20 protein-coding genes, 1 tRNA gene and 1 other RNA gene are annotated in these 26,637 nt (G+C 69.6%); 10 read left to right on the forward strand and 12 right to left on the reverse strand.

Going from position 1 to position 26,637, the window contains the following annotated elements; genetic code table 11:
• Positions 1 to 41: 41 nt before the first annotated feature.
• The 4 genes from ENSA5_RS39265 to rnpB all read right to left on the reverse strand — a co-directional run bounded on the left by ENSA5_RS39265 (position 42) and on the right by rnpB (position 3,966).
• Positions 42 to 1,097, reverse strand: a complete 1,056-nt coding sequence (locus ENSA5_RS39265; protein ID WP_258182920.1) for a hypothetical protein — start codon at positions 1,095 to 1,097, stop codon at positions 42 to 44.
• 39 nt (positions 1,098 to 1,136) lie between these two features.
• A complete protein-coding gene (locus ENSA5_RS18800; protein ID WP_106393058.1) occupies positions 1,137 to 1,814 on the reverse strand; it encodes a potassium channel family protein in 678 nt (225 codons plus the stop codon).
• A gap of 183 nt (positions 1,815 to 1,997) precedes the next feature.
• Positions 1,998 to 3,539, reverse strand: a complete 1,542-nt coding sequence (locus tag ENSA5_RS18805; RefSeq protein WP_106393059.1) for a TrkH family potassium uptake protein — start codon at positions 3,537 to 3,539, stop codon at positions 1,998 to 2,000.
• A 49-nt stretch (positions 3,540 to 3,588) separates the two neighbouring features.
• Positions 3,589 to 3,966: RNase P RNA component class A (rnpB, locus tag ENSA5_RS18810), an RNA gene on the reverse strand.
• 184 nt (positions 3,967 to 4,150) lie between these two features.
• Here rnpB and ENSA5_RS18815 point away from each other — a divergent pair.
• Entirely contained in the window at positions 4,151 to 4,786 is a 636-nt protein-coding gene (locus tag ENSA5_RS18815; protein ID WP_146155862.1) for a hypothetical protein, read from the forward strand.
• A gap of 40 nt (positions 4,787 to 4,826) precedes the next feature.
• On the opposite strand, the gene ENSA5_RS18820 is transcribed toward ENSA5_RS18815, so the two are convergent.
• Positions 4,827 to 5,594, reverse strand: a complete 768-nt coding sequence (locus tag ENSA5_RS18820) for a zinc ribbon domain-containing protein (protein ID WP_106393061.1) — start codon at positions 5,592 to 5,594, stop codon at positions 4,827 to 4,829.
• Between the two features lie 79 nt (positions 5,595 to 5,673).
• A tRNA-Ile gene (locus ENSA5_RS18825) sits at positions 5,674 to 5,747 on the reverse strand.
• A gap of 233 nt (positions 5,748 to 5,980) precedes the next feature.
• Here ENSA5_RS18825 and ENSA5_RS18830 point away from each other — a divergent pair.
• Entirely contained in the window at positions 5,981 to 7,240 is a 1,260-nt protein-coding gene (locus ENSA5_RS18830) for a glycosyltransferase family protein (RefSeq protein WP_146155863.1), read from the forward strand.
• Between the two features lie 61 nt (positions 7,241 to 7,301).
• Here the strand turns inward: ENSA5_RS18830 and ENSA5_RS18835 are convergent, their stop codons facing one another.
• On the reverse strand, positions 7,302 to 8,057 hold the full coding sequence (locus ENSA5_RS18835) for an RNA polymerase sigma factor (protein ID WP_106393063.1): 756 nt from the start codon (positions 8,055 to 8,057) through the stop codon (positions 7,302 to 7,304).
• Between the two features lie 48 nt (positions 8,058 to 8,105).
• Positions 8,106 to 9,062, reverse strand: coding sequence for a glutathione synthase (gene gshB, locus ENSA5_RS18840; protein ID WP_181197912.1), 957 nt, complete (start codon positions 9,060 to 9,062; stop codon positions 8,106 to 8,108).
• A 201-nt stretch (positions 9,063 to 9,263) separates the two neighbouring features.
• On the opposite strand from gshB, the gene ENSA5_RS18845 reads away from it, so the two are divergent.
• The 4 genes from ENSA5_RS18845 to ENSA5_RS18860 all read left to right on the forward strand — a co-directional run bounded on the left by ENSA5_RS18845 (position 9,264) and on the right by ENSA5_RS18860 (position 12,952).
• On the forward strand, positions 9,264 to 9,830 hold the full coding sequence (locus ENSA5_RS18845) for a hypothetical protein (protein WP_146155864.1): 567 nt from the start codon (positions 9,264 to 9,266) through the stop codon (positions 9,828 to 9,830).
• Positions 9,827 to 10,834, forward strand: a complete 1,008-nt coding sequence (locus ENSA5_RS18850; RefSeq protein ID WP_106393066.1) for a helix-turn-helix domain-containing protein — start codon at positions 9,827 to 9,829, stop codon at positions 10,832 to 10,834. The genes ENSA5_RS18845 and ENSA5_RS18850 overlap by 4 nt, the downstream gene beginning before the upstream one ends.
• Before the next feature lie 137 nt (positions 10,835 to 10,971).
• The gene (locus ENSA5_RS18855; RefSeq protein WP_106393067.1) at positions 10,972 to 11,664 is read left to right on the forward strand and encodes a DUF2293 domain-containing protein; all 693 of its coding nucleotides are present in this window, start codon (positions 10,972 to 10,974) and stop codon (positions 11,662 to 11,664) included.
• 148 nt (positions 11,665 to 11,812) lie between these two features.
• On the forward strand, positions 11,813 to 12,952 hold the full coding sequence (locus tag ENSA5_RS18860; RefSeq protein WP_106393068.1) for a DUF7168 domain-containing protein: 1,140 nt from the start codon (positions 11,813 to 11,815) through the stop codon (positions 12,950 to 12,952).
• A 38-nt stretch (positions 12,953 to 12,990) separates the two neighbouring features.
• Here ENSA5_RS18860 and asnS read toward each other — a convergent pair whose 3' ends face one another.
• Complete coding sequence (gene asnS / locus ENSA5_RS18865; protein WP_106393069.1) at positions 12,991 to 14,382, reverse strand: asparagine--tRNA ligase; 1,392 nt, start codon at positions 14,380 to 14,382, stop codon at positions 12,991 to 12,993.
• Positions 14,383 to 14,680: 298 nt separating this feature from the next.
• Between asnS and alaS the strand changes: the two genes are divergently transcribed.
• Positions 14,681 to 17,419, forward strand: coding sequence for an alanine--tRNA ligase (alaS, locus tag ENSA5_RS18870; protein WP_106393070.1), 2,739 nt, complete (start codon positions 14,681 to 14,683; stop codon positions 17,417 to 17,419).
• A gap of 736 nt (positions 17,420 to 18,155) precedes the next feature.
• Here the strand turns inward: alaS and ENSA5_RS18875 are convergent.
• Entirely contained in the window at positions 18,156 to 19,580 is a 1,425-nt protein-coding gene (locus ENSA5_RS18875) for a serine hydrolase domain-containing protein (protein ID WP_106393071.1), read from the reverse strand.
• 68 nt (positions 19,581 to 19,648) lie between these two features.
• On the opposite strand from ENSA5_RS18875, the gene ENSA5_RS18880 reads away from it, so the two are divergent.
• Both ENSA5_RS18880 and ENSA5_RS18885 read left to right on the forward strand, forming a co-directional pair.
• Positions 19,649 to 20,995: a radical SAM/SPASM domain-containing protein gene (locus ENSA5_RS18880; protein ID WP_106393072.1), complete on the forward strand. Its 1,347-nt coding sequence runs from the start codon at positions 19,649 to 19,651 to the stop codon at positions 20,993 to 20,995.
• A gap of 154 nt (positions 20,996 to 21,149) precedes the next feature.
• Complete coding sequence (locus ENSA5_RS18885; RefSeq protein ID WP_106393073.1) at positions 21,150 to 21,449, forward strand: hypothetical protein; 300 nt, start codon at positions 21,150 to 21,152, stop codon at positions 21,447 to 21,449.
• A 254-nt stretch (positions 21,450 to 21,703) separates the two neighbouring features.
• On the opposite strand, the gene fdhF is transcribed toward ENSA5_RS18885, so the two are convergent.
• The gene (gene fdhF, locus ENSA5_RS39270) at positions 21,704 to 24,544 is read right to left on the reverse strand and encodes a formate dehydrogenase subunit alpha (RefSeq protein ID WP_258182922.1); all 2,841 of its coding nucleotides are present in this window, start codon (positions 24,542 to 24,544) and stop codon (positions 21,704 to 21,706) included.
• On the reverse strand, positions 24,541 to 26,055 hold the full coding sequence (locus ENSA5_RS18900; RefSeq protein ID WP_106393076.1) for an NADH-ubiquinone oxidoreductase-F iron-sulfur binding region domain-containing protein: 1,515 nt from the start codon (positions 26,053 to 26,055) through the stop codon (positions 24,541 to 24,543). The genes fdhF and ENSA5_RS18900 overlap by 4 nt, the downstream gene beginning before the upstream one ends.
• A 116-nt stretch (positions 26,056 to 26,171) precedes the next feature.
• Between ENSA5_RS18900 and ENSA5_RS18905 the strand changes: the two genes are divergently transcribed.
• Complete coding sequence (locus ENSA5_RS18905; RefSeq protein ID WP_146155866.1) at positions 26,172 to 26,636, forward strand: hypothetical protein; 465 nt, start codon at positions 26,172 to 26,174, stop codon at positions 26,634 to 26,636.
• Position 26,637 lies beyond the last annotated feature (1 nt).

Raw genomic sequence — 26,637 nt, forward strand, 5'->3', positions numbered from 1 at the left:
AGACACGAACATGATGCAATCGTGGTCAGGCGCGCTCTCGCTCAGGGAAGAACGACGAGGTCGGCCGCGTGACGGGGGGCGACCTCGTAGGTCTCTTCGTACTGCGCGACCAATCCCACGACCTCGACCGAGTCACCGATCGTCAACCCGGTCGTGTCGATGACTCCAACCTCGTCGACCAGGTGGATGAATACCTGGATTTCGCCCGAGCCGTCGTCGACATGGAGCTTGAGCCCATAGGGCGAATCGTCTTCCAGTTCTTGGCTCACGGTTCCGCTGATTTTGACCAGCAGCCCCTCGAGGTCTTCGTCGATGTCGCCGGTCGCCGCGTCCATGGGGGCGACCGTTTGTCCACCGTCGAACGAGACGATGTCCCCAGCGGTAGCCTCGATCACACGCAATTGGTTCATCTGCCCGAGCACACCCGTCACCTGCACGGTGGTGTCGAGCGGGAAATCCATGGCGTCGGAGGTCTTGATATAGATACCTCCGCTGGGGTCCTGGATGGCGAATCCAAGCTCGCCCGTCGCAGAGTTGAAGGTCCCCGGCGCTACGGTTGTGTCGCCCTCGACGGTGACGGTCATGCCGTCGCTTTGCGCGCGCGCTTGCGCGATCGAGATCACTTCCGCGTCGCCCGAGGTCTCTTCGGTACCCGAGGTCTCTCCGGTACCCGAGGTCTCTTCGGTACCCGAGGTCCCCGAGGTGTCGTCGTCGGCAGCGCCGCCTGTACACGCGGTCGCGACGAGCACAAAGCCGCCAAGGATCGGAGCGAGAAAGCTAAAAAAGGGGGATGTCGGGCTTTGCTGAGAAATCCTCATCCGGCCGGTGTATCCCTTTCGATCTTGGTCGACAAGTGTTTGCTGCCGAGCTCGTCGCCTCGCCTCTGATTGGGGCGATCCCACAGCAAGATGGTCTCCGAACTCTTCGCAGCGCGAGGGCGAAGCTCGACTTGCCTGCGCCGACCAGTCCGAGGACGAGCAGCCCGTGGTGCAATGCATCGTGTCGCCTCGCTTGGTCTTTTCGCCGAGGGCTTTGTCGCCAAAACTTGCAGTACGCCCGGTACAGCGGCGTTTTGGCTTCGCGCCCTCGGCGAACATTCCGGCGCGAGGCGACACGATGCATTGCACCACGGGCTGCTAGCCCTTGCGGGTCAGGATCGCAACCGCACGATCGATGTCGCCGCCCGCCGCGATCGCCAGGATCGAGTCGCCGACGCCGACGCAGGTGTCCCCGCGTGGGATCTCGAGCGAGGTCGAGCCCGCGCGCCGCAGCCCGATCAGCAAGCAGTCCCGGGGAAATTTCCGATTCGTCGCGATCTCTGACACCCGTCGCCCGGCGCACCAGCTGCCCGCGAGGACCGGGACCGAGAAGATCTGCGCGGCGTCGTCTCCGATCGACACGATCTCCTCGACGCTCGGGTGCTCGACGTGGAGCACGACCTGGTTGCAGAGCATGCGCGTGGATCGGATCAGGTGGGTGACGCCCGCGACCTCGTAGGCCGACGCGTAGGACACGTCGCGGAGCCGCCCGATGATGCGCTCGATCCCGAGGCTGCGACCGAGCAGCGCGCAGGCGATGTTGTCGGCGTCGCTCGGCATCGCGGTGATCAGCAGCGCCGCCCGCTCGCCGCCCGCGTCGCGCAGGACGTGGAGGTTGGTGGCGCCGCCGTGGACGGTCACCGCCCCGATCTCGGCGTAGATCGAGTCGCAGGCGTACTTGTCGTGATCGACGACGACCACGTCGTGGCGCCGATCGATCAGCGCCGTCGCGACCTCGCGCCCGAGCGCCCCGCCGCCCGCGATGATGACGTACATCGCGGCGAACCCTAGCAGACTCTAGCAGCCCGTGGTCCAATGCCTCGCGGCGCCTCGCTTGGCCTTTTCGCCGAGGGCTTTGTCGCCAAAACTTGCAGTACGCCCGGTACAGCGGCGTTTTGGCTTCGCGCCCTCGGCGAACATTCCGGCGCGAGGCGACACGATGCATTGCACCACGGGCTGCTAGCGGGTCCACGCGCGCGGGCTCAGGAGCACGACCAGCGGCAAGATCTCCAGGCGCCCGGCCAACATTGCGACCATCCACGTCAGCTTGACGGCGGGGTCGAGGGCGCGCATCTCGGGGATCGTGATGTAGCAGGGCCCGATGTTGTTGAGCGCCGAGCTCACGCCCGAGAAGGCCTGCCAGCCGTCGTGGGCCGAGAGCAGGGTCGTCAGCAAGGTCCCGAGGGCGAGCAGGCCCAGCCACGCGATCGCGAGCCCGACGACCCGCGCGAGCTCGGCCTGGTCGACGGCGTGGTGCTCGATGACCACGGGCGTGGTCGCGCCTTGGGGCAGCGTCAGGCGGCGCAGCTCGCGGGTCATGATCTTGGCCAGCAAGACCACCCGCGCGAGCTTGAAGCCGCCCGAGGTCGAGCCCACGCAGGCGCCGAAGATCATCAAGAGCAAAAACAGCGCCTTGGCCGTGCTCGCGAAGAAGGGCCCGGCGATGTCGACGGTCGCGAAGCCGGTCGTGGTCGCGATCGCGAGGGTCGTGAACAGGCTCGTGCGCACGCCTGCCTCGATCCGCGCGGCCCAGCCCGGCCCCGCCGCGTGGGTCGTGACGAGGCCGTCGGCCGCGAACATCCCGGTCCCGCGCTGCCACTGCTCGAACACGAGCAGCCCGAGCACAGCGATCAACAGCCCGAACCAGACCCGGATCTCGACCCCGTCCCACAGGGCCCGAACCTCGCCCCGCGCGAGGCGATAGTGGATGACGAAGCTGGTCCCGCCCGCGGCCATGCCCGCGATCACGACCCACTCGATCCACCGCGGGCTGACCCCGCTCAGGTCCGGGTCGCGCCAGTAGCCGACGCTCGCGTCGTGGGTCGAGAACCCGCCCGTCGACATCGTCGTCAGCGCGTGGGTGATCGCGTCGAACCACCCCACGCCGCCGAGCAGCAGCCCGAGCGCGACCAGGATCGTGAGCCCGAGGTAGACCAGCGCGAACAGCTGCAAGGTCCGAAAGGGGCCCGGGACCGGCCGGCTCGCGCGGATCTTGTGGGCCTCGGTCCCGCCGAAGCGGTGGGCCAGGGCCGGGCTCCGGGTCACGGCCACGAACAAGCTGAGGATCCCGACGCCGCCGATCCACTGGCTGAGCGCGCGCCACAGCAGCACGCTCGCCGGCATCGCGTCGAGGCCCTCGAGCAGCGTGATCCCGGTCGTCGTGAACCCGCTGACCATCTCGAAGCTCGCGTCGAGGAGCGTGGAGTCGAGCAGCACGCACAGCGGGACCGCGCCGATGACCGAGGCCAGGATCCAGGCGAGCCCGCACACGAGCATCGCCTGGACCTCGTCGAGGCGGACCGCCTCGGTCCGCCACCAGGTCAGCGCGCCGACGGTCGCGGTCGCCAGCGCCGGGGCGCCAAAGGCCCGCGCGAGCAAAGCCGCGGGCTCGCCGAGCAGCCAGCCGACGAACCCGGTCACGAGCATCGCCGCCGCGAGCAGCAGCAGGACCAGACCGAGGGCGTGAGCCACCGCGGCGGCCGTGCGTAGGCGCGGACGCATCGGGGGTAGGGTAGCCGTCGAGGGGGTGAGGAAAAAAAGTGGAAGCGAGGCGGCCGAGAGGATCGTAAGCCGGGTTTTGTCCCTGAGCTCGTTGCCTCCCTCAGGTGGTGATCATTCTTCTACGCGGCACTACCCGGGATAGGGCGGGCCACCCCTCGTCGCGGGCCCGAAGACCCGCGACACATCCCTGTTCGGCCTTGCTCCGAGTGGGGTTTACCGTGCGACTCCCGTCACCGGGAGCCCGGTGCGCTCTTACCGCACCCTTTCACCCTTACCGGCGCGAACGCCGGAGGTTTGCTTTCTGTGGCACTTTCCTGCGGGTCACCCCGACTTGCATTTCGCAAGCACCCTGCCCTGTGGGGCCCGGACTTTCCTCGATCTGCGAGCTCCCGAGGGAGCCCCGACCGCGATCACCTCAGCCTCTCGACCGCCTTGCTTCCGCCGCGCTATGTAGCACGGACAGCGCCTCGTTACACATGACAGTGACGCGCTCTGGGCCGCGCTGGGTTGTTCAGCCGGGCGTACTGCAAGTTTTGGCGACAAAGCCCTCGGCGAAAAGGCCAAGCGAGGCGGCGCGAGGCATTGCAGCCCGGGCTGCTAGACTGCTCCGGATGTCCCCACGACCTTGGCTCGGACCGACCCTGCTGGTCGCGCTAGGCACGAGCTTGACCCTGTTCCCGGGCAACGGCGGGGCGACGATCGCCGAGCAGCGCGCCCGGCTCCCGCCGCCCGCCGCGTGCAAGGACCCGGTCAGCGGGGTGTGGCAGTCGCACTCCTTCAACGAGATGTACCAGGAGTGGGGTCGCTTCACGCTCACGATCCGCCGCGTCGAGGGCAGCGAGACGGCGCTCGAGGGCGAGATCGTCAACGAGAGCTGGTACGGGCCCAAGACCGAGAAGGTCCGCGGGCCCTGCGTCGGGCGCCTGCAGTACATCGTCTCGATGGAGGCCCGGGGCGAGTACGTCGGCGAGACCGTCAAATTCCAGGGCATCAACTGGAAGATGGAAGATGCGCTGTGCTCCGTGGACGGGAGCTTCGGCTACAACCTCGACCGCTTCTCGGGCGTGATCGACCACGAGATCCAGGAATTCCAGTCGATCAACAACGACGGCGGCCGCTACATCGACGTGCCCACGGTGTTTCGCCGGGTCTCGTGCGACGACCGCGAGGAGCTCGCGCCCCGCGTCACGATGGCTCCGCCGCCGCTCTACCCGCCCGAAGAAGAGCGCGGCTGCGGGGTGTTTTAGACCCCCGCAGGCACCCTGCACTTTGGCGCCGCGCGGGCCGCTACTCGCCGGCGGAGGGCGCGGCTTTGGGCTTGGTCTCTTCGGGCTTGTCCTCGTCGGGGAACAGCCCGCCCCAGTACAGCATCCGCCCGCAGCTCTCGCACAGCGCGATGATCTCGGCGTTGCGCAGCGCCACGTAGGTCTGGTGGGCCACGGCCATCTTGCAGGCGGTGCACCGACGATCGCGGACGGCGACGAAGCCGATGCCGCCGCCGCGCTTGCGCACGCGCTCGTAGCGGCGCAGGTGCGGCTTGTCGATCTTCTCGGTCAGGCTGCCGCGGTTGCGGCGGGCCTTCTTGTAGCTGCGCGTGAGCTTGGCCTCGATCTTCTCCAGCCGCTCGAGCTCGGCGCGGACGCTCTCGCGTAGGTCCGAGAGCCCGCCTTCCATCGCCTTGATCCGGGCCTCGGCCTCGGCGATCGCTTCGTCGATGCCGCCGATCTCGGTCTGGCGCTTGTCGGCGAGGCGGCGGGTCGAGTCGAGCTCGCGCTGGGCAGCGTTGAGCTCGCGCGGGGTCTTGACCTGGGAGATGCGCGTCCGGCTGCTGCGGATCTGCTCGCGCTCCTCCTCGAGCTGCCGCTCCTGATCCATGCGGAACGAGCGGCTGGTGTCGAGCTTGTCGAGCTCGGTCTGGAGCATGGCCTCGAGTTTCTCGAGGTCGCGCTCCATCTCTTGTTTGCGGCGGGGGATCGCGCCGAGCTTGCGCTCGATCGACACCAGCCGACGGTCCTGCGTCTGCAAGCGGTGGAGCGCCTCGATCTGATCCTTCATCAAGTCTTTCGTGCCTTTGGTGGAGGGTGCCCGGACTTGCACACGGGCGTCAGTTGACGATCGCGTGTTCGAACGGGAGTAGGCCCACCAGGGCTCGAACCTGGGACCAGCCGGTTATGAGCCGGCCGCTCTAACCGACTGAGCTATGGGCCCGTGGGACGAACGATAGGGAGGGCGGTCGGTCCAGTCAAACCCTGGCGCCGATCGGGCCGGTGGGGAGCGCGGGAGCGAGGTCCGACGCCGACGCCCAGAAGCACCCCGCGGGTCGGCCGTCTGCGCCCGGGCAAAACCCGGATTTCGCGCCCCCCCTCCAGGTCCGCGGAGTTTGCGCGGGTGCAGGCGCAGCGTGGGAATTCCCCGCGCCTCGCACTACCCTGCGCTTGTCGATGGCACCTCCGAGGAGCACGCGCTGGATGTTGATCTCGCGCCCGGTGATCGGGCCGGTCCTCGACGGCGGCCCGGCGCTCTTGCGCGAGCTGATCCCGGCCTTGCCCGACGGGCCCTGCGACTACTTCGGCGACCACCGACGCCCGCTGCGTGCGCGCAGCCGCGGCGACCACCTGCTTCGGGTCCCGCGCTTGCCGGGGAGCCGGGGCGCGGAGGTGCTCGAGCGCGCGGCGATCGGCGCGGCCCTGCTCGCGCGCGAGCGTCGGCGCCAGCCTGTTCATTTGTTCTTCGCGCCCGGGCGCCTGACCGAGCGGGTCGCGGCTGGCATCGTCGCAACCCCGGCCCCGCTGTCGAGCTCGACGAGCCTGGTCGCGCGCGCGAGCAGCGGGGCGCGCTCGCTGTTCGGGGTCGCGTCCTCGATGTTGCGCGGGCGCAGGCGCGGCCACGACCGCCCGGCCCCCGTCCTCCAGACCCTGACCTGCGCCGCCGGGCTCGAGACCTGCGCGCACTTGCTCGAGGTCCTCGATGGCGTCGTCGCGCTGTCGAACCACACCCGCGATCGCCTGATCCACAGCGGCGTCGCGGCCGAACGCGTCCATCGAATTTATCCAGGGGTCGAGGTCTCGGGGGCGGCGGCGATCGAGAACCCGGCGGCGCTGCAGCGGCGCCGGGCGGTGCTCTACGCGGGCGAGCTCGACGCTGGCGCGGCCGACCGCCTGATCGAGCTGGCGCGGACGCTGTCCGAGCCGGCGCTGCGCGGGTGGAAGCTGATCGTCGCCTGCCGCCCGGACCAGATCATCGAGCGTGACGAGCGGACCCGCCTCGGCCGCGAGCTCGCGGGCGCGATCGGGGCCGGCCGCGTGGAGCTCTACGGCGAGGTCGAGGACATGGGCGCGCTCCAGCGGCGCTGCGCGATCCAGCTGTTCGTGGCCGACGAGGTCCACCGCCGCGTCGACCTGCCCTTCGTGCTGCTCGAGGGGCTGCGCGAGGGCCTGGCCCTGGTCGCGCTCGATCGGGCGCCGATCCGCGAGCTGTTCACGACCGCCGATCAACGCGGGCGCGAGGTCGGGGCCCGGGTCGATCCAACCCTCGGGCCCTCGGGCATGGTCAAGGCCGTGCACGAGCTCGCCGACCACCCCGAGCAGCTGCTGGCGATGTCGCACGACTGCGTCGGCCTGGTCCGCGACGCGTTCTCGGCCGCGCGCATGGGGGCCGACTACGCCGCCCTCCACCGCGACGTCCTGCGTCGCTACTCGTAGTCGCTGCTCGCCGTCGGGCCGGGGAGGTCGGGCCGGGGAGGTCGGGCCGGGGGCGCGCGGCTCAGCCTTTTGCGAGCCGGTCGATCTCGGTCTGGGCCAGGGTCACGTGGGGCAGGCCGCGGTAGAGGCTGCCGACGTCGCGCTGGGGCCCGCCCGTGTCGTGGGGCTCGTGGGGGATGTCTTCGCCCGAGGTCGGAGGCTTCACGAAGCCGGCGTCGACGGCGATCATCAGGCGCCCGGTGCAGGTGCAGGGGTTCTCGCGGTCGACGTGGAAGCAGCGCGGCGCGAGGTAGTCTTCGATCCGCTTGCGCGCCCGCGTGAGCCGGACCCGGTAGGCGCTCTCCTTGATCCCGAGGATCTCGGCCGCCTCCTTGGGCGAGAGCCCGACGAGGTCGGTGAGCACGAAGGACAGGCGCACCCCCGGCGGCAGGCAGCCGAGGACAGAGGTCAGGCAGGTCCGCTTGAGCTCCCACAGCATCAGGTGGACCTTGCTCGGGTCGTCGCCCATGCCGACGTTGCTCAGATCGATCGGCCGGGTGATGTCCGAGCGCAGGATCGTGTCGAGGGACTCGAAGCTGTGCTCCGAGCGCCGCCCGAGGTTCTCCTCCATGGTCCGCGCCATCATCCCGAGCAGCGTGCGCCCGGGGTCGCCGTCGTGGAGCAGCTTCTGGTCGTCGAGCTTTGCGACCTGCTGGCTGAGCTCCTCGAGGAAGCGCGCCGCGTCGCGGCGGGCGCCACACATCTGGTAGGCGAAGGCGTAGAGCTTCGGCAGCTCTTGGTTCAGGAGCTCCCGAACGGTCTGAGGCGGGCTCGACATCTCCGCGAGGTTATCACTCTTTGGCGTGTGCCGGATTATTGGGCAGGCTCACGCTGTCAGCCGCGCTTCAACCCCGTCCCAAAATTTCGCTTGCATGGTCGCGTCGCCTTCGAGGCCGCCGAGTCGGTTGACCTCTTGCATCCCCGTCGGGCTCGTGACGTTGATCTCGGTCAGGTAGGGGCCGATGACGTCGATGCCTGCGAACAGCTGACCGCGCTCGCGCAGCCACGGGCCCACGACCGAGCAGATCAGCCACTCCCGCTCGTTGAGCTCGGTGGCGATGCCCTGACCGCCGGCATGGAAGTTATCGCGCAGCTCGCCCGCGGCCGGGACCCGTAAAACCGCGCCGATCGGCTCGCCCTCGACGAGGAGGATGCGCTTGTCGCCGACGCTGGCCTCGGGGATGAACTGCTGCGCGACGGTCCAGCGGGTCTCGTCGGCGGTCGCGATCTCGAGGATCGTCGAGAGGTTCGGATCGCCGTGCGCAGCTCGCAAGATCTCCTTGCCGCCGTAGCCGAGCAGCGGCTTGACGATCATCGACCCGCCCATGTCATCGAGGGCAGCCCGCAGATCCGAGATCTTCCGGAGCAGGCGCGTGTCCGGGATCAACTGGGGAAACTCGAGCATGCTCAGCTTCTCGTTGAGGTCGCGCAGGCCCGCGGGCTTGTTGAGCACCAGGGTGTCGGCGCGATCGAGGATCCACGTCGCCGCGATGAAGCTCGCGTCGACCGGCGGATCCTTGCGCATGAACACGACCGCGAAGGAGCTCAGCGGGCGCGGCTCGGGCTCGCCGCGGTCGACCAGGGGCGCGAGCGGCTCGTCGCTCGCGGGCCCGAGCGCGCGGGCGTGGGCCCAGGCCTGGCTGCCGCGCAGCGCGAGCCCGTCGAGGGTCGTGTAGAAAGGTCGGTGACCCCGACGCAGCGCCTCGGTGATCATCACGTAGCTCGTGTCCGCGTGGGGGTTGATCGACGAGAGCGGATCGAGAACGAACAGGACGTCAGCCATGCGCCGTGACCATAATTGAAAAACTGGTCGAGACACGTCCCCGGGTTTTGCGCCTGTGGATGACCTGTGGACGACGCACTTGATCTGGCCCCGATCTCGCGGGCGGTTGTGTCGACCACCGAGCTTGGCGAACATCAACCTCCTCCTGAGCCGGCTCGTTTTTTTGGGGCCGGGTCCTACCCAGGCATACTTGTAGGCCCCGTGACTACATCTGACCCCAGCGACATCAACCCGGGCGCCACGGCTTGTGCGCGCGAGCTCTTGGGGCCGACCTGGCCTCGGGTTCGCCGCATCCCGCTCATCCGCCGTGAGATCCGCGAGTCCCTGTCCGACAACGCGCTCGAGATCCTATTTTGCTCGGCCGAGCTGCTGCTCGAGGGCGACCGCGATCTCGAGGCCAGGGGCCGACGGCTCGACGACGTCGACCGCGCCTACGCGACTGTGATGCTGACCTTGGACCTGAGCCAGAGCGCGTCGCTCTTGCGCGAGCCCGCCGACGAGGCCACGGCCCAGCGCGTGGCCGAGCTGATGCGGGGCAGCGACTCGGTCCGACGGCGGCTGATCGCGCTCGCGCGGCCGAAGCTCGCCGAGCTGTTCGACGCCGCGCCGCGCTCGCTGAGGATCGAGCTGCTCCCGGTCGTGCGGGTGTCGGGCGCGACCATCCTGATCGATGGCGACGCCGTGGTATCGCTGTCGTCCAAGGCGTCCAAGGCGTCGAAGGTGTCCACGATGGCCGCGGTGGCCAAGGTCGCGAAGGTGCAGGGATGAGCGAGGCACGCAAACGAGTCGAGGTCGAGGCTTCGAACGACAACGCCGAGCACCTCTACACCGTCGCGGAGGTCGCGCGTCTGTTCGAGCTGCCCGAGAGCCGGGTGCGCTACTGGTCACAGACCGGGTTCATCTCTCCGTCGATCCGCCGGGGCGCGCGGCGCTTTTACACCTTCAAAGATCTGATCTCGATCAAGGTCGCCAAGGAGCTGCTCGACGCCGGCCTGCCGCTGCAGCGGGTCCGTCGCAGCCTCGACGCCCTGCGCTACCACCTCCCGCGCGTCGACTCTCCGCTCGCCCGCCTCCGGATCCGCAGCGACTCCGATCGGATCCTGGTCGAGGACGGCGACACCACCTTCGAAGCGACGACCGGGCAGCTGCTGCTCGACTTCGACGTCGACAAGCTGCGCGACCGCGTGGCCGAGGTCCTGACCTTGCCGTGGGTCGGCGCCGATCAGGTCGAGCCCAGCCTCGGGCCGGCCAGCGCCTACGTGGCCTTTCAGCGCGGCCTCGAGCAAGAAGAGCAGTGGGACGGGGTGACGCTCGGCTCACCGCGCTTCGTCGCCGCGGTCGCGGCCTACGAGCAGGCCGTCGAGCTCGACCCCAGCTTCGCGGCCGCGTGGACCAACCTCGGGAGCCTGTTGGCGTTCACCGCCGACCTCGACCGCGCGCGCGACTGCTTCGACCAGGCCCTGCAAAACGACCCCGATCAGCCCGAGGCCCAGTGCAACCTCGCCGAGCTCGCGCTGCGCTCGGGTGAGGTCGAGCTCGCGATCAGCGGCTTTCGCCAGGTCTTGCGCAGCGAGCCCGACCAGCTCGAGGCCCACTACGGCCTCGCGCGGGCCCTGCTCGAGGTCGGCGGCAAGGGCCAGGCGCTCGCGCACCTCGAGCGCTTCAGCGTCGGCGTGCAGCGCTTGCCTCCGACCGAGCGCAACCGCGAGCTCGAGCAGCGCCAGCGCCAGGTGCAGCGGGTCATCGTGCTGCTGCGCCAAGAGCTGGGCTGAGGGGTGAGCGCTCAGATCCCGGGGCCGAGCGCCAGCCGCGAGGCCCAGGGATCCTTGTCTGTCGCGCGCTCTTCACTGTCGAGCTCCAGGTGTCGGGGCCGCTTGAGTCGCGCCGCCCGGCGCCGTATGGGTTGCCCGTGCCCGAGCAAAGCCGCGACGTCGCCCCCGGCCCCGAGCTTCGAGTGGTCCGCACCGCCAGCGGCGAGCTGCTCGAGGTGCCCGAAGGCTGGGAGCTGCTGCCGCCCGGCGACGCGGGCCTGACCCGACGCGTGAAGAAGGCCGGGCCGAGCTGGACGGTCAAGCAGCGCCGCGGCCGAAAGAGCTTCTCGCGCGGGGTCTGGGCCCCGCGCGAGCACATCGAGGTCGCGCGCCGTGAGCTCGAGGCCGAGCGGGCCAAGCCCGAGTACGGCCGTCGGCTCGAGGCCGGTCGCAAGCGCCGGGCGCGAGAGCAGGTCCGCTACGCCGACGCCTTCGAGGCCGCGATCCTCAGCTACCTGAACTTCGCCCCGCGTCACGCCGAGCTCGCCCAGCGGCTCGCGGCGGCGATCGCCGAGCACGCGGTGCCGGTCGGGAGCGGGACCGTCGCCCGGACCAAGCGGATCCCGATCGAGAACCGAGCCGAGGCCGCGACGATCGCGTGGCTGCGCCACCAGACCACGGGCTACGACTCGCTGAAGATCCCCCGCGTCAAGGGCATGCGCCGCGAGGTCCGGCGGCTGCTCGCCCAGCGCTCGCGCGAGCTGCTGGATCGCTACCGTCGCGGTCAGGCCGTCGCGGCCGACCAGTGCCCGCTCGAGCGCGGGCTGGCGGCGGCCTCTGACCTCCTCTGAGCCGCTCCACCGTCCTCGGCGCACGCGCGGCTGAGCGCAGCCACGCCGATGAACGAGCGAGACCCGCCGCAGACCGACGAAGCGCGTGCCGCATGAGCTGAGCCGCCTCGCCGCTCAATTTGGTCGCGGCGTGCGATAAACGAGGCCCGTGACCACCAACCCCAAGCGCGAGGCCGCGCGCCTGAGCGTCGAGCTCGAGGCCCAGCTGGTCCAGCGCCTCGTCCAGGAGTGGCGCGGCATCAACTACAGCTACTTCAAGGGCGCGCTGCGGATCCCGGTCATCCAGCTGTGCGATGCGGGTGAGCCGCTCGGGCGCTGGTGCAGCGAGCTGCGCAGCCTCGAGATCTCGCGGACCTTGGCCCTGGACTACGACTGGGGCGAGGTCCTCGAGGCCCTCAAGCGCGAGGTCGTGTGCCAGTTCATCGACGAGCGCCTGTCCGTCGCCGACGAGCGCCGCCACGGGCCGACCTTCCGCCGGATCTGCGCGCGCCTGGGCATCCGCACCCGCGCGCCCGGCCGCCCCCGCCCAGCGCGAGCGGGCGAGGAGCGCGACCCCACCAGTCGAGTCGTGAGCCGGATCCACAAGCTCCTCGCCCTCGCCCACAGCCCCAACCGCCACGAGGCCGAGACCGCGGCGGCGACGGCCCGGCGGCTGATGATCAAGTTCAACATGTCCGAGCTGTCCGACATCCACGGCGAAGCCAGGCCCGACCCCGGGCGCGCTCGCTACGGCTACCGCCACCTCGGCAACCCGTCCGCGCCGGTGCGGGAGCACGACCGGCGCCTGGCCAAGATCCTCAACGACTTCTTCTTCGTCGAGAGCGCCTGGTTACCGGTCTACCTGCCGCGGGTGGGCAGGCGCGGGAGCGTGCTCGAGATCTGCGGGCTCGAGGCCAACTTGCTCATGGCCGAGCACGTCCACGCCTTCGCCAACCGGACAGCCTCGCGCCTGTGGTCCGAGTACGCGCGGGCGACGGACCGCCGGTCCAATCGTGACCGCCAGGCCTACCTCGCGGGGGTGATGAAGGGCTTCGAGACCAAGCTCGCGGCCCAAGACCAGCAGCTCCAGGCCCAGGGCCTGGTCTGGGTGCCCGCGCCGGAGCTCGGCGTCTACTTTCGGCGGCGCAATCCCACGCTTCGCCACGTCCAGCCGGGCGACGCGGGCGGCTGCGAGGCCTACGAGCACGGCAGCCGAGCCGGGCGCGAGATCGTGTTGACGCCCCCGGTCGCCTCGGGCTCGGGCTCGGGGCCGGGCGCCGGGCCCAAGGCCCTCGGGCCCGGCGGGTGAGGTCAATCCCTCATTGTGTGCTCATCGAATTAACGCAATCAAAAATCACACGAGTTCGGCGTCCGTGGAAAGGGCACGACATCGCGGATGTTCTGCATCCCCGTCGTGTACATCAACATACGCTCGAAGCCGAGGCCGAAGCCGGCGTGGGGCGCGGTGCCGTAGCGACGCGTATCGAGGTACCACCAATAGGCCTCGGTCGGCAGCCCGGCCTCGGTGATCGTCTGGGCGAGGACGTCGTACCGTTCTTCGCGCTGCGAGCCGCCGATCAGCTCGCCGACGGTCGGGACCAGCAGGTCCATGGCCGCGACGGTCCGACCGTCGTCGTTGCGGCGCATGTAGAAGGCCTTGATCTCCTTGGGGTAGTCGGTCACGAACACGGGCCGGCCGACGATTCGCTCGGTCAGGCAGCGCTCGTGCTCGGCCTGGAGGTCGGCGCCAAAGAACACCGGGAACTCGAAGCTCTCGCCGCTGGCCGTGAGCCGCTCGATCGCCTCGGTGTAGGTCATGCGCTCGAAGTTGGCCTCGGCGACGTCGCGGAGCCGGGCGATGATGCCCTTGTTGATCCGCTGGTCGAAGAAGGCCATGTCCTCGGGGCACTTCTCGAGCACCGTGGTCAGCAGGTGGCGGACGAAGGCCTCGGCGAGGTCGCAGTCGTCGGCGAGATCGCAAAAGGCCATCTCGGGCTCGATCATCCAAAACTCGGACGCGTGCCGGGTGGTGTGCGAGTTCTCGGCCCGAAAGGTCGGGCCGAAGGTGTAGATGTCGGACATGCCGAGGGCGAAGGCCTCGCCGTTGAGCTGGCCCGAGACGGTCAAGAACGCGGGCTTGCCGAAGAAGTCCTGGCTGTAGTCGACGGCGCCCTGCTCGGTCCGCGGGGGCTGGTCGAGGTCGAGGGTCGTGACCCGAAACAGCTCGCCCGCGCCCTCGGTGTCGCTGGCGGTGATGATCGGGGTGTGGACGTAGGCGAAGCCACGGTCCTGGAAGAAGCAGTGAATCGCGTGGGCGAGCACGCTGCGGACCCGAAACACCGCGCCGAAGGTGTTGCTGCGGTTGCGCAGGTGCGCGACGGTGCGGAGGAACTCGAACCCGTGGCGCTTCTTCTGCAGCGGGTAGTCGGACGCGGCGGCGCCGAGGACCTCGACCTTGGTCGCGCGCAGCTCGACCTCCTGGCCCTTGGCCATCGACGCGACCAGGCTCCCGGTCACCGCGACCGCCGAGCCCGTGCTCAGGTGCCGGACCTCGTCGACGTTGGGCAGATCGTCACCGACCACGACCTGGATGCCCGACAAGTTGGAGCCGTCGTTGACGTTGAGGAAGGTGATCTGCTTGCTCTTGCGAATGGTCCGGAGCCAGCCCTTGACGACCACCGCGTCCTGCGGTGGGGTCAGCGCTAACACCGATGCGATCCGACGGCGGGGGCCCTGCATGGTGCGCGAGCCTACTCGATAGCGGCCCTTGGTCAATTGACCGTGTTGATTCGAATGTCCACGTCTGCCCCCCTTGGTCGGCCGAGCTCGCGCCCGCGTCGCCGCCCGCGGCGGGCACGAAGCCCGGGCGCCTCCCGCACTTGCGAGCTACCCTGCCTCCGTGACGCGGCGCGCCTGGGATGCGAGAGATAACACACTGGTCCCCGCTGCGTCGCGCTCACGCGAACGCCTCGCTTTTCGGCCTGGCGCTCCCTGAAGTAGAGTGCCGGGCCGCATCCACGGGCCTCAGAGAGCCGCAATGAACTCGACAACTGCAGAACACGGCAGCACGACCACGGCTGACGCCATTCGCGCGACCTTCCTCGATTTCTTCGCCGCTCGCGGTCACACGGTGGTGCCCAGCGCGTCGGTGATCCCCGCGGCGGATCCCACGCTGATGTTCGTGAACGCGGGCATGGTCCCGTTCAAGAACGTGTTCTCCGGCCAGGAGGCGCGACCGTACACGCGCGCGACCTCGTCGCAAAAGTGCATTCGGATCAGCGGCAAGCACAACGACCTCGACAATGTCGGCGTCACCGCTCGCCACCAGACCTTCTTCGAGATGCTGGGCAACTTCTCGTTCGGCGACTACTTCAAGGAAGAGGCGATTCACTCGGCCTGGGAGCTGCTGACCAAGGTCTACGAGATCCCCAAGGACCGGATCATCATCTCGGTGTTCAAGGGCGGCGACGGGTTCCCGGCCGACGACGAGGCGGCCGAGATCTGGCGCAAGATCACCGGGTTCGGCGACGACCGCATCGTCCGCCTCGGCCTCGCCGACAACTTCTGGTCGATGGGGGACACCGGGCCCTGCGGCCCCTGCTCGGAGATCCACGTCTACCAGGGCAACGATCTCGACGTCAGCAGCTTCGGTCAGGAGGTCACGATCGACGGCGTCGGCTGGACCGAGCTGTGGAACCTGGTGTTCATGCAGTTCGACCGCGCGAGCAAGGGCGCGCCCGTGACCGAGCTGCCCTCGCCCTGCATCGACACGGGCATGGGCCTCGAGCGGGTCGCCTGCGTGCTCCAGGGCGTGATGTCGAACTACGACACCGATCTGCTCCGGCCGCTCGTCGAGAAGGTCGCGACGCTGTCGGGCAAGCCCTACCAAAGCAGCCGCTCGCACGACGACGTTGCGATGCGGGTGATCGCCGATCACGCCCGGGCGACCGCGTTCTTGATCGCCGAAGGGGTGATGCCCGACAAGCAAAAGCGCGAGTACGTCCTGCGTCGGGTGATGCGTCGGGCGATCCGCCACGGCCACCAGCTCGGCATCGCCCGGCCCTTCTTGCACGAGGTCGCGGGCGAGGTCGTCGATCGCATGGGCGCGGTCTACCCCGAGCTCGTCGACCGCCGCGGCCTCATCGAGCACGTCGTCGAGGACGAGGAGGTCCGGTTCCGCGCGACGCTCAAGCGCGGCGTCAAGATCTTGAACGAGCGCTTCGCCGAGCTGCGGTCTCGCGGCGAGCAGACCTTGCCGACCAGCGCCGCGGCCGAGCTCTACTCGACCTACGGCTTCCCCCTCGATCTGACCGAGGTCATCAGCGCCGAGTCGGGGTTCACGGTCGACGTCGAGGGCGCCCGGGCGATCGTCCACGAGGATCACGAAGGCGACGGGCCGATCGATCCAAACGCCGCGGTCGACTCGGTCTATCACCAGGTCAACCAGGCCCCGGCGAGCTTCATCGGCTACGAGTCCGAGGTCGGCCACAGCACGGTCACCGCGATCGTCCGCGTGAGCGTTGACGCCGAGGGCGAGGCCAAGCCGACGCTCGCGGCCGTCGAGCGGGCTGGGGTCGGTGAGACGATCGACCTCGCCGTCGCCCAGACGCCCTTCTACGCCGAGTCCGGGGGCCAGGTCGGCGACGTTGGAACGATCCGCGCGCCCGGCCTGCGGATCGCCGTGACCGACACCCACACGCCGCTGCCCGGGCTGATCCTCCACCGCGGCGTCATCGAGGAGGGCAGCGTCGAGCTCGGGCAGGAGCTCGAGCTCGCGGTCGACCACGCGTCGCGGGCGGCGACCCGGCGCAACCACTCGGCGACCCACTTGCTGCACTGGGCCCTGCGCGAGGTGCTCGGTGAGCACGCCTCGCAAAAGGGCTCGCGCGTGGGCCCCGACGTGCTGCGCTTCGACTTCACCCACTCGCGCCGCCTGACCCCCGAGCAGATCACCGAGATCGAGCGGCTCGTGAACGACAAGATCCTCGCCGACGCTCCGGTCGCGACCGACGTCCTGCCCTTCGACGTCGCCAAGCAAAAGGGCGCCCAGGCGATCTTCGAGGAGAAATACGGCGACACCGTCCGGATGGTGACCATGACCCCCGAGGTCGTCGAGCTGTGCGGCGGCACCCACGTCAGCGCCCTCGGCCAGATCGGCCTGTTCAAGATCCTCAGCGAGGGTGGCATCGCCGCTGGCGTCGGTCGGATCTTCGCCGCGACCGGGCACAACGCCCTGCGCCACGTCCACGAGATCGAGGACGAGCTGTGGCGGGCCAAGCAGGCGGCCAAGGCCGAGGCCGGTGATCTCGTCCGCAAGATCGAGCGCATGAGCGAGCGTGAGCGCGAGCTCGAGCGCAAGCTCGCCAAGCTTCAGCGCAGCCTGCTCGAGGGCTCGTCCGCGGGGGGCATCGACGCGATCCTCGGCCGCGCGCGCGAGATCGACGGGATCAAGGTCCTGGGCTACCGCGCGCCCGACGGGACCGAGTCCGCCGCGCTGCGCGAGCTGGCCGAGAAGCTCCGCGATCGCCTCGGCGGGCCCGCGGCTGTGGTGCTGGGCTCGAGCGCGGACGGCAAGGCCAAGCTCGTGGCCGTGGTCTCCAAGGCCGCCGTCAAGCGCGTCCGCGCGGGAGACGTGGTCAAGGACGTGGCCACGATCGTCGGGGGGCGCGGCGGTGGCCGGCCCGACCTCGCGCAGGCCGGGGGCAACGACGTCGCGCGCCTCGACGACGCGATCGCGGCGGTCCACGATCTGGTCCAACAAAAGATCCAGGCGTAGTCAGCGAGGTCTTCCGCGAGCTGGGTCTGCGCGGGCATGTCGGGGAGATCTGGCGGCGTACGCGTCGGATGCACAAGCCCTGGCCGTGGACGCAGTTCGGTGAGTCTCTCGACCGGCCGCTCGCGCAGATCCGCGCAGAGTTCGGCATCGAGCTCCTGCCCGCGAGCTGAGCTGTGAAAGAGGCCGCGGGGCAAGTCGACCCCCCGAAATCGCACCCCCAAACTGATCCTGAGCCTTCTCAATCTACACACCACCCGCCTCGGCGATGGGTCGGAGCCTCGCGGACCCGGGCGGCTGGACCTCGCGAGCGCTCGCCAGCCCTGAAGATCCGCGAGCTCGGGCTCGCAGAAGGCTCGCGTGTCCCGCTCGAGCCCGCCGGCGGGCACAACGCAGCCTCGGAGGTCACCTTTGGGGTACGCATTGGGTGCCTCGTGTATGCAATCGAGGACCCGCCACCCACAAAGTCGGGCTTCGAGCATGCTCGGGACCATGAATCGAGCACACTGACCGTGGCCCGAGCAAGAGTCGGAGGGTCGGCGGGCCCCGAGGCTGGGGCCCGATGACCCTCGACTTCGTGCCCGGGGCCCGGACGCGCGCCTGGGCGTGGGCTCTGGGTCGCCGACCGGTCGCGAGCTTGCAGGCCGCGGTCAGCCCCTGATGACGGCGACCGCCACCTTGGGTTGGGTCATCGATGGACATGAAGCGGCCCGAAGAGAGGCCTCTTGCGTGCCGGTCGTCAGCCCCTCGAGCCCCGGCAGACCCGCGTCCCCGTCGCCAAGACATCCTCTTCGCGCCGGATCTCCATGAGCTCTGCCTGCCCTCCGGCGAGCCCAAACACCAGGCGGACATCGTCGTCGCAGCGAAGCTCGACCCCGGCTCCGCCGCGGTGCCAGCCGAGGGCGAAGCGGCGGTCCGAGAGCGGCACGAGCTGGACCTCCTCGCCGCGCAGCCAGGTCTGGAGCACCCCGCCTTCGACCTCGAAGACCTCGAGCCGCTTGTCGGGGCCGCCGAACTCGTAGGTCCCCACGATCGCGCGGCGCTGCGCGGCGTCGAGGCTGACGAGCTCGAGCTCGGTCTCTCGCGCGAGCTCGGTCCACTTCGGCATCGGTCCCGGGAGCTCGAAGGCGTCGCCCGCCCGCATCGCGAAGCAGTACATCAGGTCGCGACCGCGCGACTGCGTGAAGTAGAGCGCGATCAGTCGCCGCTCGGGCACGACCAAGGCCGCGGTCCCGTCGGAGCCCCCGTGCCCGAAGGCCCACGGGAGCTGGCCCGCCCGCGCCGTGGTCGGCAGATCCCAAGACATCCCGTAGCGTCCGAAGGGCCCGGGCTCGAGGGCCGCTCGCGCCGAGGCCTCGCTGATCAGCCGCCGGCCCTTCCACTCGCCGAGGCCGAGCCACAGCTCGAGGAAGCGGGCGTAGTCCCGGATCGAGCAGTACATGCCTCCGGCGGCGCGAAAGAAGGGGACGACCTGCGCCCGGCTCGGATCCCAGTAGCGCTCGAAGCCGCCGACGCCACGGCCGCTGGCCACGGTCCACCGGTAGGTGCTGTTGACCCGCGCGGCCCAGGGGGCGTCGACCTCGAAGTGAAAGTGGCTGTCCCGCATCTCGAGGGGCTCGCAGATCCACTCGCTCAAGATGCGCTCGGCGGGCTCGCCAGTTCGCTCGGCGATGATCGCCCCGAGGGTCGCGCTGCCGATGTCGCTGTAGCGGTAGGTGCTGCCGGGCGGGTGCTGGGGCCCGTGCTCGCCCATCGCGTCGACCGCCGCTCGCAGCGATCGGTAGCGCGCGAGGGGCTGGGGCCACGCGCTCTGCTCGAAGCCGCCGACCTGGTGCAGGAGCTGGCGCAGGGTGACCGCCCCCGAGCGCGGGTTGTCCCAGGCCGGCAAGTGCCGGGCGACGGTGTCGTCGAGGTCGAGCTCAGCGGCCTCGGCGAGCTTGAAGATCGCCGTGGCGACCAGGGGCTTGGTCATCGAGCGAACGCGGTAGAGCGAGTTCTTCTCGAGCTCGCGGCCGCGCTCCCGATCGCTCCAGCCGCTGGCCTCGTGGACCACGAGCTCGCCGTCTTCGAGGACCATCAGCTCGGCTCCGACCACCCGCCCGGCCTCGGCCCAGCTGCGGACGTGGTCGGCGAGGATCACCGCCGACTCCCGGGTGCTTCGCATCGCCGACTCCCTTTAGCACGACCATCACCCGCCGCGGGGGCCTCGCTCCCGCGTGCTATCGTGGGCAGATGCGCCTCGACGAAGCCCGTAAACGGCTCCCGATCGTAGACCAACTGCCCAAGGGCAAGACACGCAAATTCATGACGGGCGAGGGTGCACCTCGTCCGGCGCTCGCGGTCTGGGAGCTGACCCTCGCCTGTGACCACCGCTGCCTCCACTGCGGGCCCCGAGCGGGTGAAGCTCGGCCCGACGAGCTGAGCACCGACGAGGCCCTGCGCCTCGTCGACGATCTCGCCGAGGCCGGGGTCGGCGAGGTCGTGCTGATCGGCGGTGAGGCGTATCTGCGCAACGACTTCTTGCTGATCATCCGTCGGATCCGCGAGCGCGGCATGACCTGCAACATGACCACGGGCGGGCTCGGCCTGACCAGGACCCGCGCCGAGGCCATGGCCGAGGCGGGGATCGAGAGCGTCTCGGTCTCGATCGACGGGCTCGAGGCCAACCACGACAGGCTCCGCGACCGCCCCGGCAGCTGGAAGCGCGCGTTCGAGGCCCTCGCCAACCTGCGCGCGGCCGGCATCCAGATCGCGTGCAATTCACAGATCAACCGGGTCAATTTCGGGGACCACGAGCCGCTGCTCGAGCTGCTCGCCGACGCCGGGGTCCACTCGTGGCAGCTGCAGATCACGGTCGCCCACGGCAACGCGGCGAGCAACGCCGAGATCATCATTCAACCCTACATGTACCTCGAGCTGTTCGAGCAGCTCGACCGCATCGCCGACCGGGCGTTCGAGCGTCGCGTGCGGATCTGGCCGGCCAACAACCTCGGCTATTTCGGGCCGCTCGAGGCCAAGTCGCGTCGCCACCAAAAGTCCGCCCACTACCGGGGCTGCTCCGCCGGGCGCACGTCGATCGGGATCGAGAGCAACGGCATGCTCAAAAACTGCCCGAGCCTCGGCGGTCCGGCCAACGTCGCGGGCAGCTGGCGCGAGCACGGCTTCAACAAGATCTGGCAGGGCGCGCCCGAGATGACCCACATGCGCCGCCGGACCCTCGACGAGCTGTGGGGTTACTGCCGCGAGTGCTATTACGCCGAGACCTGCATGTCCGGGTGCACGGCGGCCAACGAGCCGCTTTTGGGCCGGCCGGGCAACAACCCCTTTTGTCACCACCGGGCGCTCGAGATGGACCGCATGGGCATGCGCGAGCGCATCGAGCCCGTCGCCCTGCCAGGCGGAAAACCCTTCGACAACGGGCTGTTTCGGCTGATCCGCGAACACAAGGACCCCGAGCTGCGAGCTCGACACGGGCCCGTCGAGATCACCGAGCCGCGGATCTCTCGGCTCGTCGAGGAGATGGGTCCCGGGCGGCCGATCGACCTCGACGAGCTCGTCGACGGCGTCGTGCCCTTTTGAGCTCTCGACGCGCGGCGCCAGCTTGTTGTACGCTGGCACAATGCTGCTTTGTCATGGCTGCCAACGTTACGTCCATACTGCCGAGGATGCTTGCCCGTTTTGTGGCACCGCCGTTCACACCCAGGTCGCCCCGGCCCCGCGCCGAATCAGCGTGATGGCCCTCGCCGTGGGCCTGGCGGTGCTCGGGTGCGATGGCGACGACGAGGGCGACTCGGATGAGATGACCACCACCGCCACCGGGACCAGCGGCACGAATGGGACCGAGGGTGACGGCGACGGGGACCCGACGACCGGAGATCCGACGACCGGCGACGGCGACGGAGACCCGACGACCGGAGATCCTACGACCGGCGACGGCGACGGTGACACCGCGACCGGCGACGGCGACCCGGGCGAAGGCGAGAGTGACTACGGCGCGCCGCCGCCGGCCTACTCGAGCGAGTGTTGGTTCTGAGCTGACTCTGAGCTGAGGATCGGCTGGTTCTCGGCTGGCTCTCAGCTGGCTCTCGGCTGGTTCTCAGCTGGCTCTCGGCTGGTTCTCAGCTGGCTCTCGGCTGGTTCTCAGCTGGCTCTCGGCTGGTTCTCAGCTGGCTCTCGGCTGGTTCTCAGTTGGTTTTTCAGTTGGGGGCCCCTGGGCCTGGGCCCGAGTTCGTCGCGCCGCCGGGCCCACCAAGGCGGGCCAAGCGAGCGCGAGCGTCCGCCTCGGCGCTACTGCGCCGCCGAGGCCTCGTCGTCCACCGTCTCGACCCGGACCGCGCAGACCTTGTACTCGGCGGTCTGCGTGACCGGATCTCCGGCGTCGTTGGTCAGGTAGTTGGTGTTCGCGTCACCGAAGTGCAGCGGCATCCACACGCAGCCAAAGCGCATCCGCGGGCTGATGTTGACCCGGGCGAGCACGGCCCCACGCCGCGAGACCACCCGGACCCGCTGTCCGTCCGCGAGCCCGCGCTTCCTGGCGTCCTTGCGGTGCATCTCGATGAAGTTCTCGGGCTGGCGCGCGACGGCGCCCGAGCTGCGCCGGGTCTGGGTCGCGGCGTTGTAGTGGTAGAGCGTGCGCCCGGTGCTGAGTAGCAGCGGGTACTCGTCGTCGGGCAGCTCTTTGCTGGGCCGGTAGACCGTGGCCTGGAAGGGTGCGTGGCCCTTGATCGGCCCGTCGCCGTGGAGCGTGACGGTGCCGGGGTGCTCGGCGTCGGGGCACGGCCACTGCAGCCCGCCCTGCTCGTCGATCCGCTCGTGGCTGATGCCCGCGAACTGGCCGCAGAGCCCCGAGAACTCGGCGTAGACCTCGCCCGCGTCCTTGTAGTGGGGCATCGGGTAGCCGCAGGCCCGGGCGACGTCGCAGAGGATCTCCCAGTCGGGCCGCGCCTGGCCCGGGGCGTCGACGGCCTTGCGGACCCGCTGGACGCGGCGATCGGAGTTGGTGAATACGCCGTCCTTCTCGGCGAAGCACGCGGCCGGCAAGACCACGTCGGCGAAGCGGATGGTCTCGTTGACGAAGATGTCTTGAACGACGAGGAACTCGATGTTGTTGAGGCCCTGCTCGATGTTGCTGGCGTTGGGCTCGGACAACACGATGTCCTCGCCCATCACGTACATGCCCTTGACCTCGCCGCGCATCATGGCCTTCATCATGACGTTGAGGTTCATGCCGTCGTCGGGCGACAGCTCCACGCCCCAGGCCTGCTCGAACTTGGCCCGGGCCGCGGGGTCGGACACGCGCTGGTAGCCGGGGTAGAACACCGGGCTGGCCCCGGCGTCGTTGGCCCCCTGCACGTTATTTTGGCCGCGCAGGGGGTTCATGCCAGCCGAGCGAACGCCGAGGTGGCCGGTCATCAGGACCAAGTTGGCGAGGCAGTAGACGTTGTCGGTCCCGTGGGTGTGCTCGGTGACCCCGAGGGTGTAGTAGATGCCGGCCTTGCGCGTGGTCGCGTAGGCGCGCGCGGCCTCGCGGATCGTCTCGGCGGGCACGCTGGTGATCGTCTCGGCCCACTCGGGCGTGGTCTCGCGGGTCGCCTCGACCACGGACTCGAAGCCGTCGGTGTGCTTGGCGATGAAGTCCTCGTCGACCAGGCCCTCGCTGATGATCACGTGGGTCATCGCGTTGAGCAGCGCGACGTCGGTGCCGGGTTTGAGCTGCATGTGCCAGTCGGCGATGTCCGACAGCCAGATCGCCCGGGGGTCGGCGACGATCAGCTTGGCCCCGCGCCGGACCGCCCGCTTCATCTCCATCGCGATGATCGGGTGAGCCTCGGTCGTGTTCGACCCGATCACGAACAAGAGCTCCGCCTCGCGGATCTCCGTGATCGAGTTGGTCATCGCGCCCGCACCAAACATTGTCACCAGACCGGCGACGGTTGGAGCGTGTCATGTCGCGGCGCACTGATGACAGTTGTTTGTCCCGAACGCGGCCCGGGACAGCTTCTGCATCAGGTAGTTCTCTTCGCCGGTGCAGCGGCTCGACGACACGAAGCCGAGGGCGTCGGCGCCGTAGCGCTGCTTGACGCCGTGCAGGCCCTCGGCGACCCGGGCGATCGCGTCGGCCCAGCTCGCCGGGTGGAGCTCGCCGTCCTCGCCGCGGATCAGCGGCTCGGTCAGGCGCTCCTCGTGGTGGATGAACTCGTAGCTGAACCGGCCCTTCACGCACAGGTTGCCGTCGTTGACGGTGGTCCCGGGCTCGGGCGAGGTCACGCGCACGACCCTTTTCATCGTCTCCGAGACTCGGGCCTGCGGCCCGACAACCTCGCTGCGCTCGGCCCCGAGGTCCTGGGAGACTGTTTGGCTCGGGCCCTTGGGCGCGGCCACGGTCGCGACGTGGAGGTCGAGCTGGCAGCCGACGCCACAAAAGTTGCAGGTCGTGCGCACGATCTGCTCGCTGGGCTGGTCGAGCGAGGGCTTCTCGGTCATCGCCCCGGTCGGGCACACGGCGATGCAGCCCCCGCACAGCTCGCAGCTGGTGTCGAGCAGGCTGCGCTGGTCGGCGGTCCCGATCGTGGTCGAGGCGCCGCGGCCGAACAAGGTGATCGCGCTGACGGCCTCGACCTCGTCGCAGTAGCGCACGCACAGGCCACAGACCACGCAGGCGTCGGGGTCGAACTGGATGTAGGGGTTTTCGTCGCTGCGGCTGGCCCGGGGGGCGTTGACCGGGGGCAGCTCGGGCCCGGTCCCGTAGGTGTCGATGTGATCCGCGAGCTTGTCGTGGACCCCGCGCGAGACCGGGCGCCCGCGCTCGTCGAGGCGGTGGTCGGCCTTGTACAGCGACAACAGCCCGCGCCGGTGTCGGGCGACGCGCTCGGTCTTGGTCTTGACCTCCATGCCGGGGCTGGCCTTGAAGGTGCAAGCGGGCTGCAGGCGGCGCTGGCCCTCGATCTCGACCAGGCACATGCGGCAGCAGCCGGCCGGATCCACGCGGTCGTCGTGGCACAGCACGGGGATCTCGACGCCGAGCTCGCGCGCGGCCTCGAGCACGGTGGCGCCGGGCCGGACCTCGACTTGCTCGCCGTCGATCTCGAGCTCGAGCTTGGTCTCGGCGGTCTCGATTTTGGTGTTCATGTGAAGTCCTCCTCGAAGTACTTCATGGCGCTTTGGAGGGGCAGGCTCGCGACCATGCCCAGGCCACAGATCGAACCTTCGTTCATCTCCCAGGCGACCTCGTTGACGTGCGCGAGGCCGACCCGGCTCTTGCCGTCGATCCAGCGATCCACGGCCTGACGCTGGACGCGGGCGCCGATCCGGCACGGGGCACACTGACCGCAGCTCTCGTCCTCGAAGAAGATCTGCTGCCAGCGCGCGGCCTCGGCCATGTTGATGGTGTCGTTGAGCACGACCAGGCCCGCGCTGCCCATCATGCTCCCGGCCTTGGCGAGGGCGCCGAAGTCGAGGGGGAGCTCGCGCTGGCTCATGGGCAAGAAGCCCGAGGACGCGCCGCCGGGGGAGAAGGCCCGGGGGGTGCCGAGGTAGCCGCCGGCCTCTTCCACGAGCTCGTCGAGGGTCACGCCGAGGGGGAGCTCGTAGACGCCCGGTTTGTTGACGTGACCCGAGATGCAGTAGAGCTTCGAGCCCGGCTCGGTCCGCCCGAGCGCGCGGAACCACTCGCCGCCTCGGTCCACAATCGCGGGCACGCAGGCGAGGGTCTCGACGTTGTTGATGAGCGTCGGCTTGCCCCACAGGCCCGACTCGGTCGGGTAGGGCGGCTTGAGCCGCGGCATGCCCCGGCGGCCCTCGATCGCCTCGAGCAGGGCGGTCTCCTCGCCGCAGATGTAGGCGCCGTGGCCCTCGACGATGCGGACCTCGAGCCCGCCGATCAGCCGGTCGAGGTGGGGCTTGGCGGCCTCGAGGGCCCGCTCGAGCGAGCGGCGGCAGCCCTTGAACTCGCCGCGCACGTAGATGAACGCGGTCTTGGCTCCGGTCGCGAACGCGGCGATCGCCATGCCCTCGATCATCAGGTGGGGGCGGCGGAGCATGAGCTCGCGGTCCTTGAAGTTGCCCGGCTCGGCCTCGTCGGCGTTGACGACGACGTAGCGGGTCGTCTCGGCCTGGTTGCGGACCGCGTCCCACTTGAAGTGGGCGGGAAATCCGGCGCCGCCGCGACCCTGGAGCCCGCCGGCCTTCAGCTCGGCGATGACCCGCTCGGGCCCCTGCTCGACGGCCCGCGCGAGGGCCGAGTAGCTGGCGTCGTCTTCGGCCCCGAGCTTCATGGCCTGGTCGTCGCTCACGGGGCTGATCGCGCCGCGCGGCCCGGCGACGAGCTCGAGCTTGTCGTCGAGCGCGGCCGGGGCCCGGTCACACTGGCCGAGGCAGCTGACGGGCTCGACCTCGACCCCGCTCTCGCGCAGCTCCTCCATGCGTCGGCCGGCGCCGGCCATCATGCAGGTCAGGCCCTGGCAGACCCGGGTGTGGGCGCCGGGGCGGGCGAGCAGGGTGTAGAAGCTCGCGACGCCAAAGATGTCGGCCTCGGGCACGCCGGTCTCGCGCGCGACCTCGCGGGCCACGCCGGGACGCATGCCCCCGTGCTCCTCGAGCAGCTCGATGATCCGGCTTCGTTTGGCTCCCTTTTTTTCCATGCAGCTTGGCCGAGTGTACCAAAAGCTCGAGCTGACAACGGCTGGGCGATCGCGCAGCTGTGTGCACGGGACCCCTCGGGCTTGTCTGTAGGACGGGATTTGCCGAAGATCCTGCGGTGCGCTCCCCTCGGCCGTCCGCGCGTTTATTGCACCCGCTCGCGCTCGCGCTCGCGCTTGGGGCTTGCGTCGGCACGGCGTCGGACTCGTCGGCCCCCGGTGACGAGCCCTGCGCCGACTTCGAGGTCCAGGTCGAGACCTACTGGTCGGCGTCGGTCAGGGCCGAGGTCATGAACCAAGGCGGCGAGCTCGAGGTCGAGAAGCGCGCCGGGGTCGTGACCAAGATGGACCGCATCTCCGAGGACTGGGTGATGATGCGGACCGCGGTCTGCAAGGACCACTTCGCCCGCCAGCTGATCACCAAACAAGAGTACGCCGCCCGGGTCCGCTGCTTCGACGACCGGCTCGAGCGCCAGCGGACCCTGGCCACGGCGCTGGCGGGCGAGGGCGAGCTCGCGTCGGTCGAGGGCGCGCTCGACGAGCTCCTCGCCGCGCCGCCGAGCTGCGACACGACCCAAGACTGAA

The organism is Enhygromyxa salina (assembly GCF_002994615.1).
Classification (GTDB): Bacteria; Myxococcota_A; Polyangia; order Nannocystales; family Nannocystaceae; genus Plesiocystis; species Plesiocystis salina_A.

Bases quoted from the DNA above. Each gene is read 5' to 3' on its own strand.
- ENSA5_RS18800 (WP_106393058.1), bottom strand. From the start codon at position 1,814: ATGTACGTCATCATCGCGGGCGGCGGGGCGCTCGGGCGCGAGGTCGCG.
- ENSA5_RS39265 (WP_258182920.1), bottom strand. From the start codon at position 1,097: ATGTTCGCCGAGGGCGCGAAGCCAAAACGCCGCTGTACCGGGCGTACT.
- ENSA5_RS18815 (WP_146155862.1), top strand. From the start codon at position 4,151: ATGTCCCCACGACCTTGGCTCGGACCGACCCTGCTGGTCGCGCTAGGC.
- ENSA5_RS18880 (WP_106393072.1), top strand. From the start codon at position 19,649: ATGCGCCTCGACGAAGCCCGTAAACGGCTCCCGATCGTAGACCAACTG.
- alaS (WP_106393070.1), top strand. From the start codon at position 14,681: ATGAACTCGACAACTGCAGAACACGGCAGCACGACCACGGCTGACGCC.
- ENSA5_RS18805 (WP_106393059.1), bottom strand. From the start codon at position 3,539: ATGCGTCCGCGCCTACGCACGGCCGCCGCGGTGGCTCACGCCCTCGGT.
- ENSA5_RS18875 (WP_106393071.1), bottom strand. From the start codon at position 19,580: ATGCGAAGCACCCGGGAGTCGGCGGTGATCCTCGCCGACCACGTCCGC.
- ENSA5_RS18820 (WP_106393061.1), bottom strand. From the start codon at position 5,594: ATGAAGGATCAGATCGAGGCGCTCCACCGCTTGCAGACGCAGGACCGT.
- ENSA5_RS18900 (WP_106393076.1), bottom strand. From the start codon at position 26,055: ATGGAAAAAAAGGGAGCCAAACGAAGCCGGATCATCGAGCTGCTCGAG.
- ENSA5_RS18850 (WP_106393066.1), top strand. From the start codon at position 9,827: ATGAGCGAGGCACGCAAACGAGTCGAGGTCGAGGCTTCGAACGACAAC.
- gshB (WP_181197912.1), bottom strand. From the start codon at position 9,062: ATGGCTGACGTCCTGTTCGTTCTCGATCCGCTCTCGTCGATCAACCCC.
- ENSA5_RS18885 (WP_106393073.1), top strand. From the start codon at position 21,150: ATGGCCCTCGCCGTGGGCCTGGCGGTGCTCGGGTGCGATGGCGACGAC.
- ENSA5_RS18835 (WP_106393063.1), bottom strand. From the start codon at position 8,057: ATGTCGAGCCCGCCTCAGACCGTTCGGGAGCTCCTGAACCAAGAGCTG.
- ENSA5_RS18830 (WP_146155863.1), top strand. From the start codon at position 5,981: ATGGCACCTCCGAGGAGCACGCGCTGGATGTTGATCTCGCGCCCGGTG.
- asnS (WP_106393069.1), bottom strand. From the start codon at position 14,382: ATGCAGGGCCCCCGCCGTCGGATCGCATCGGTGTTAGCGCTGACCCCA.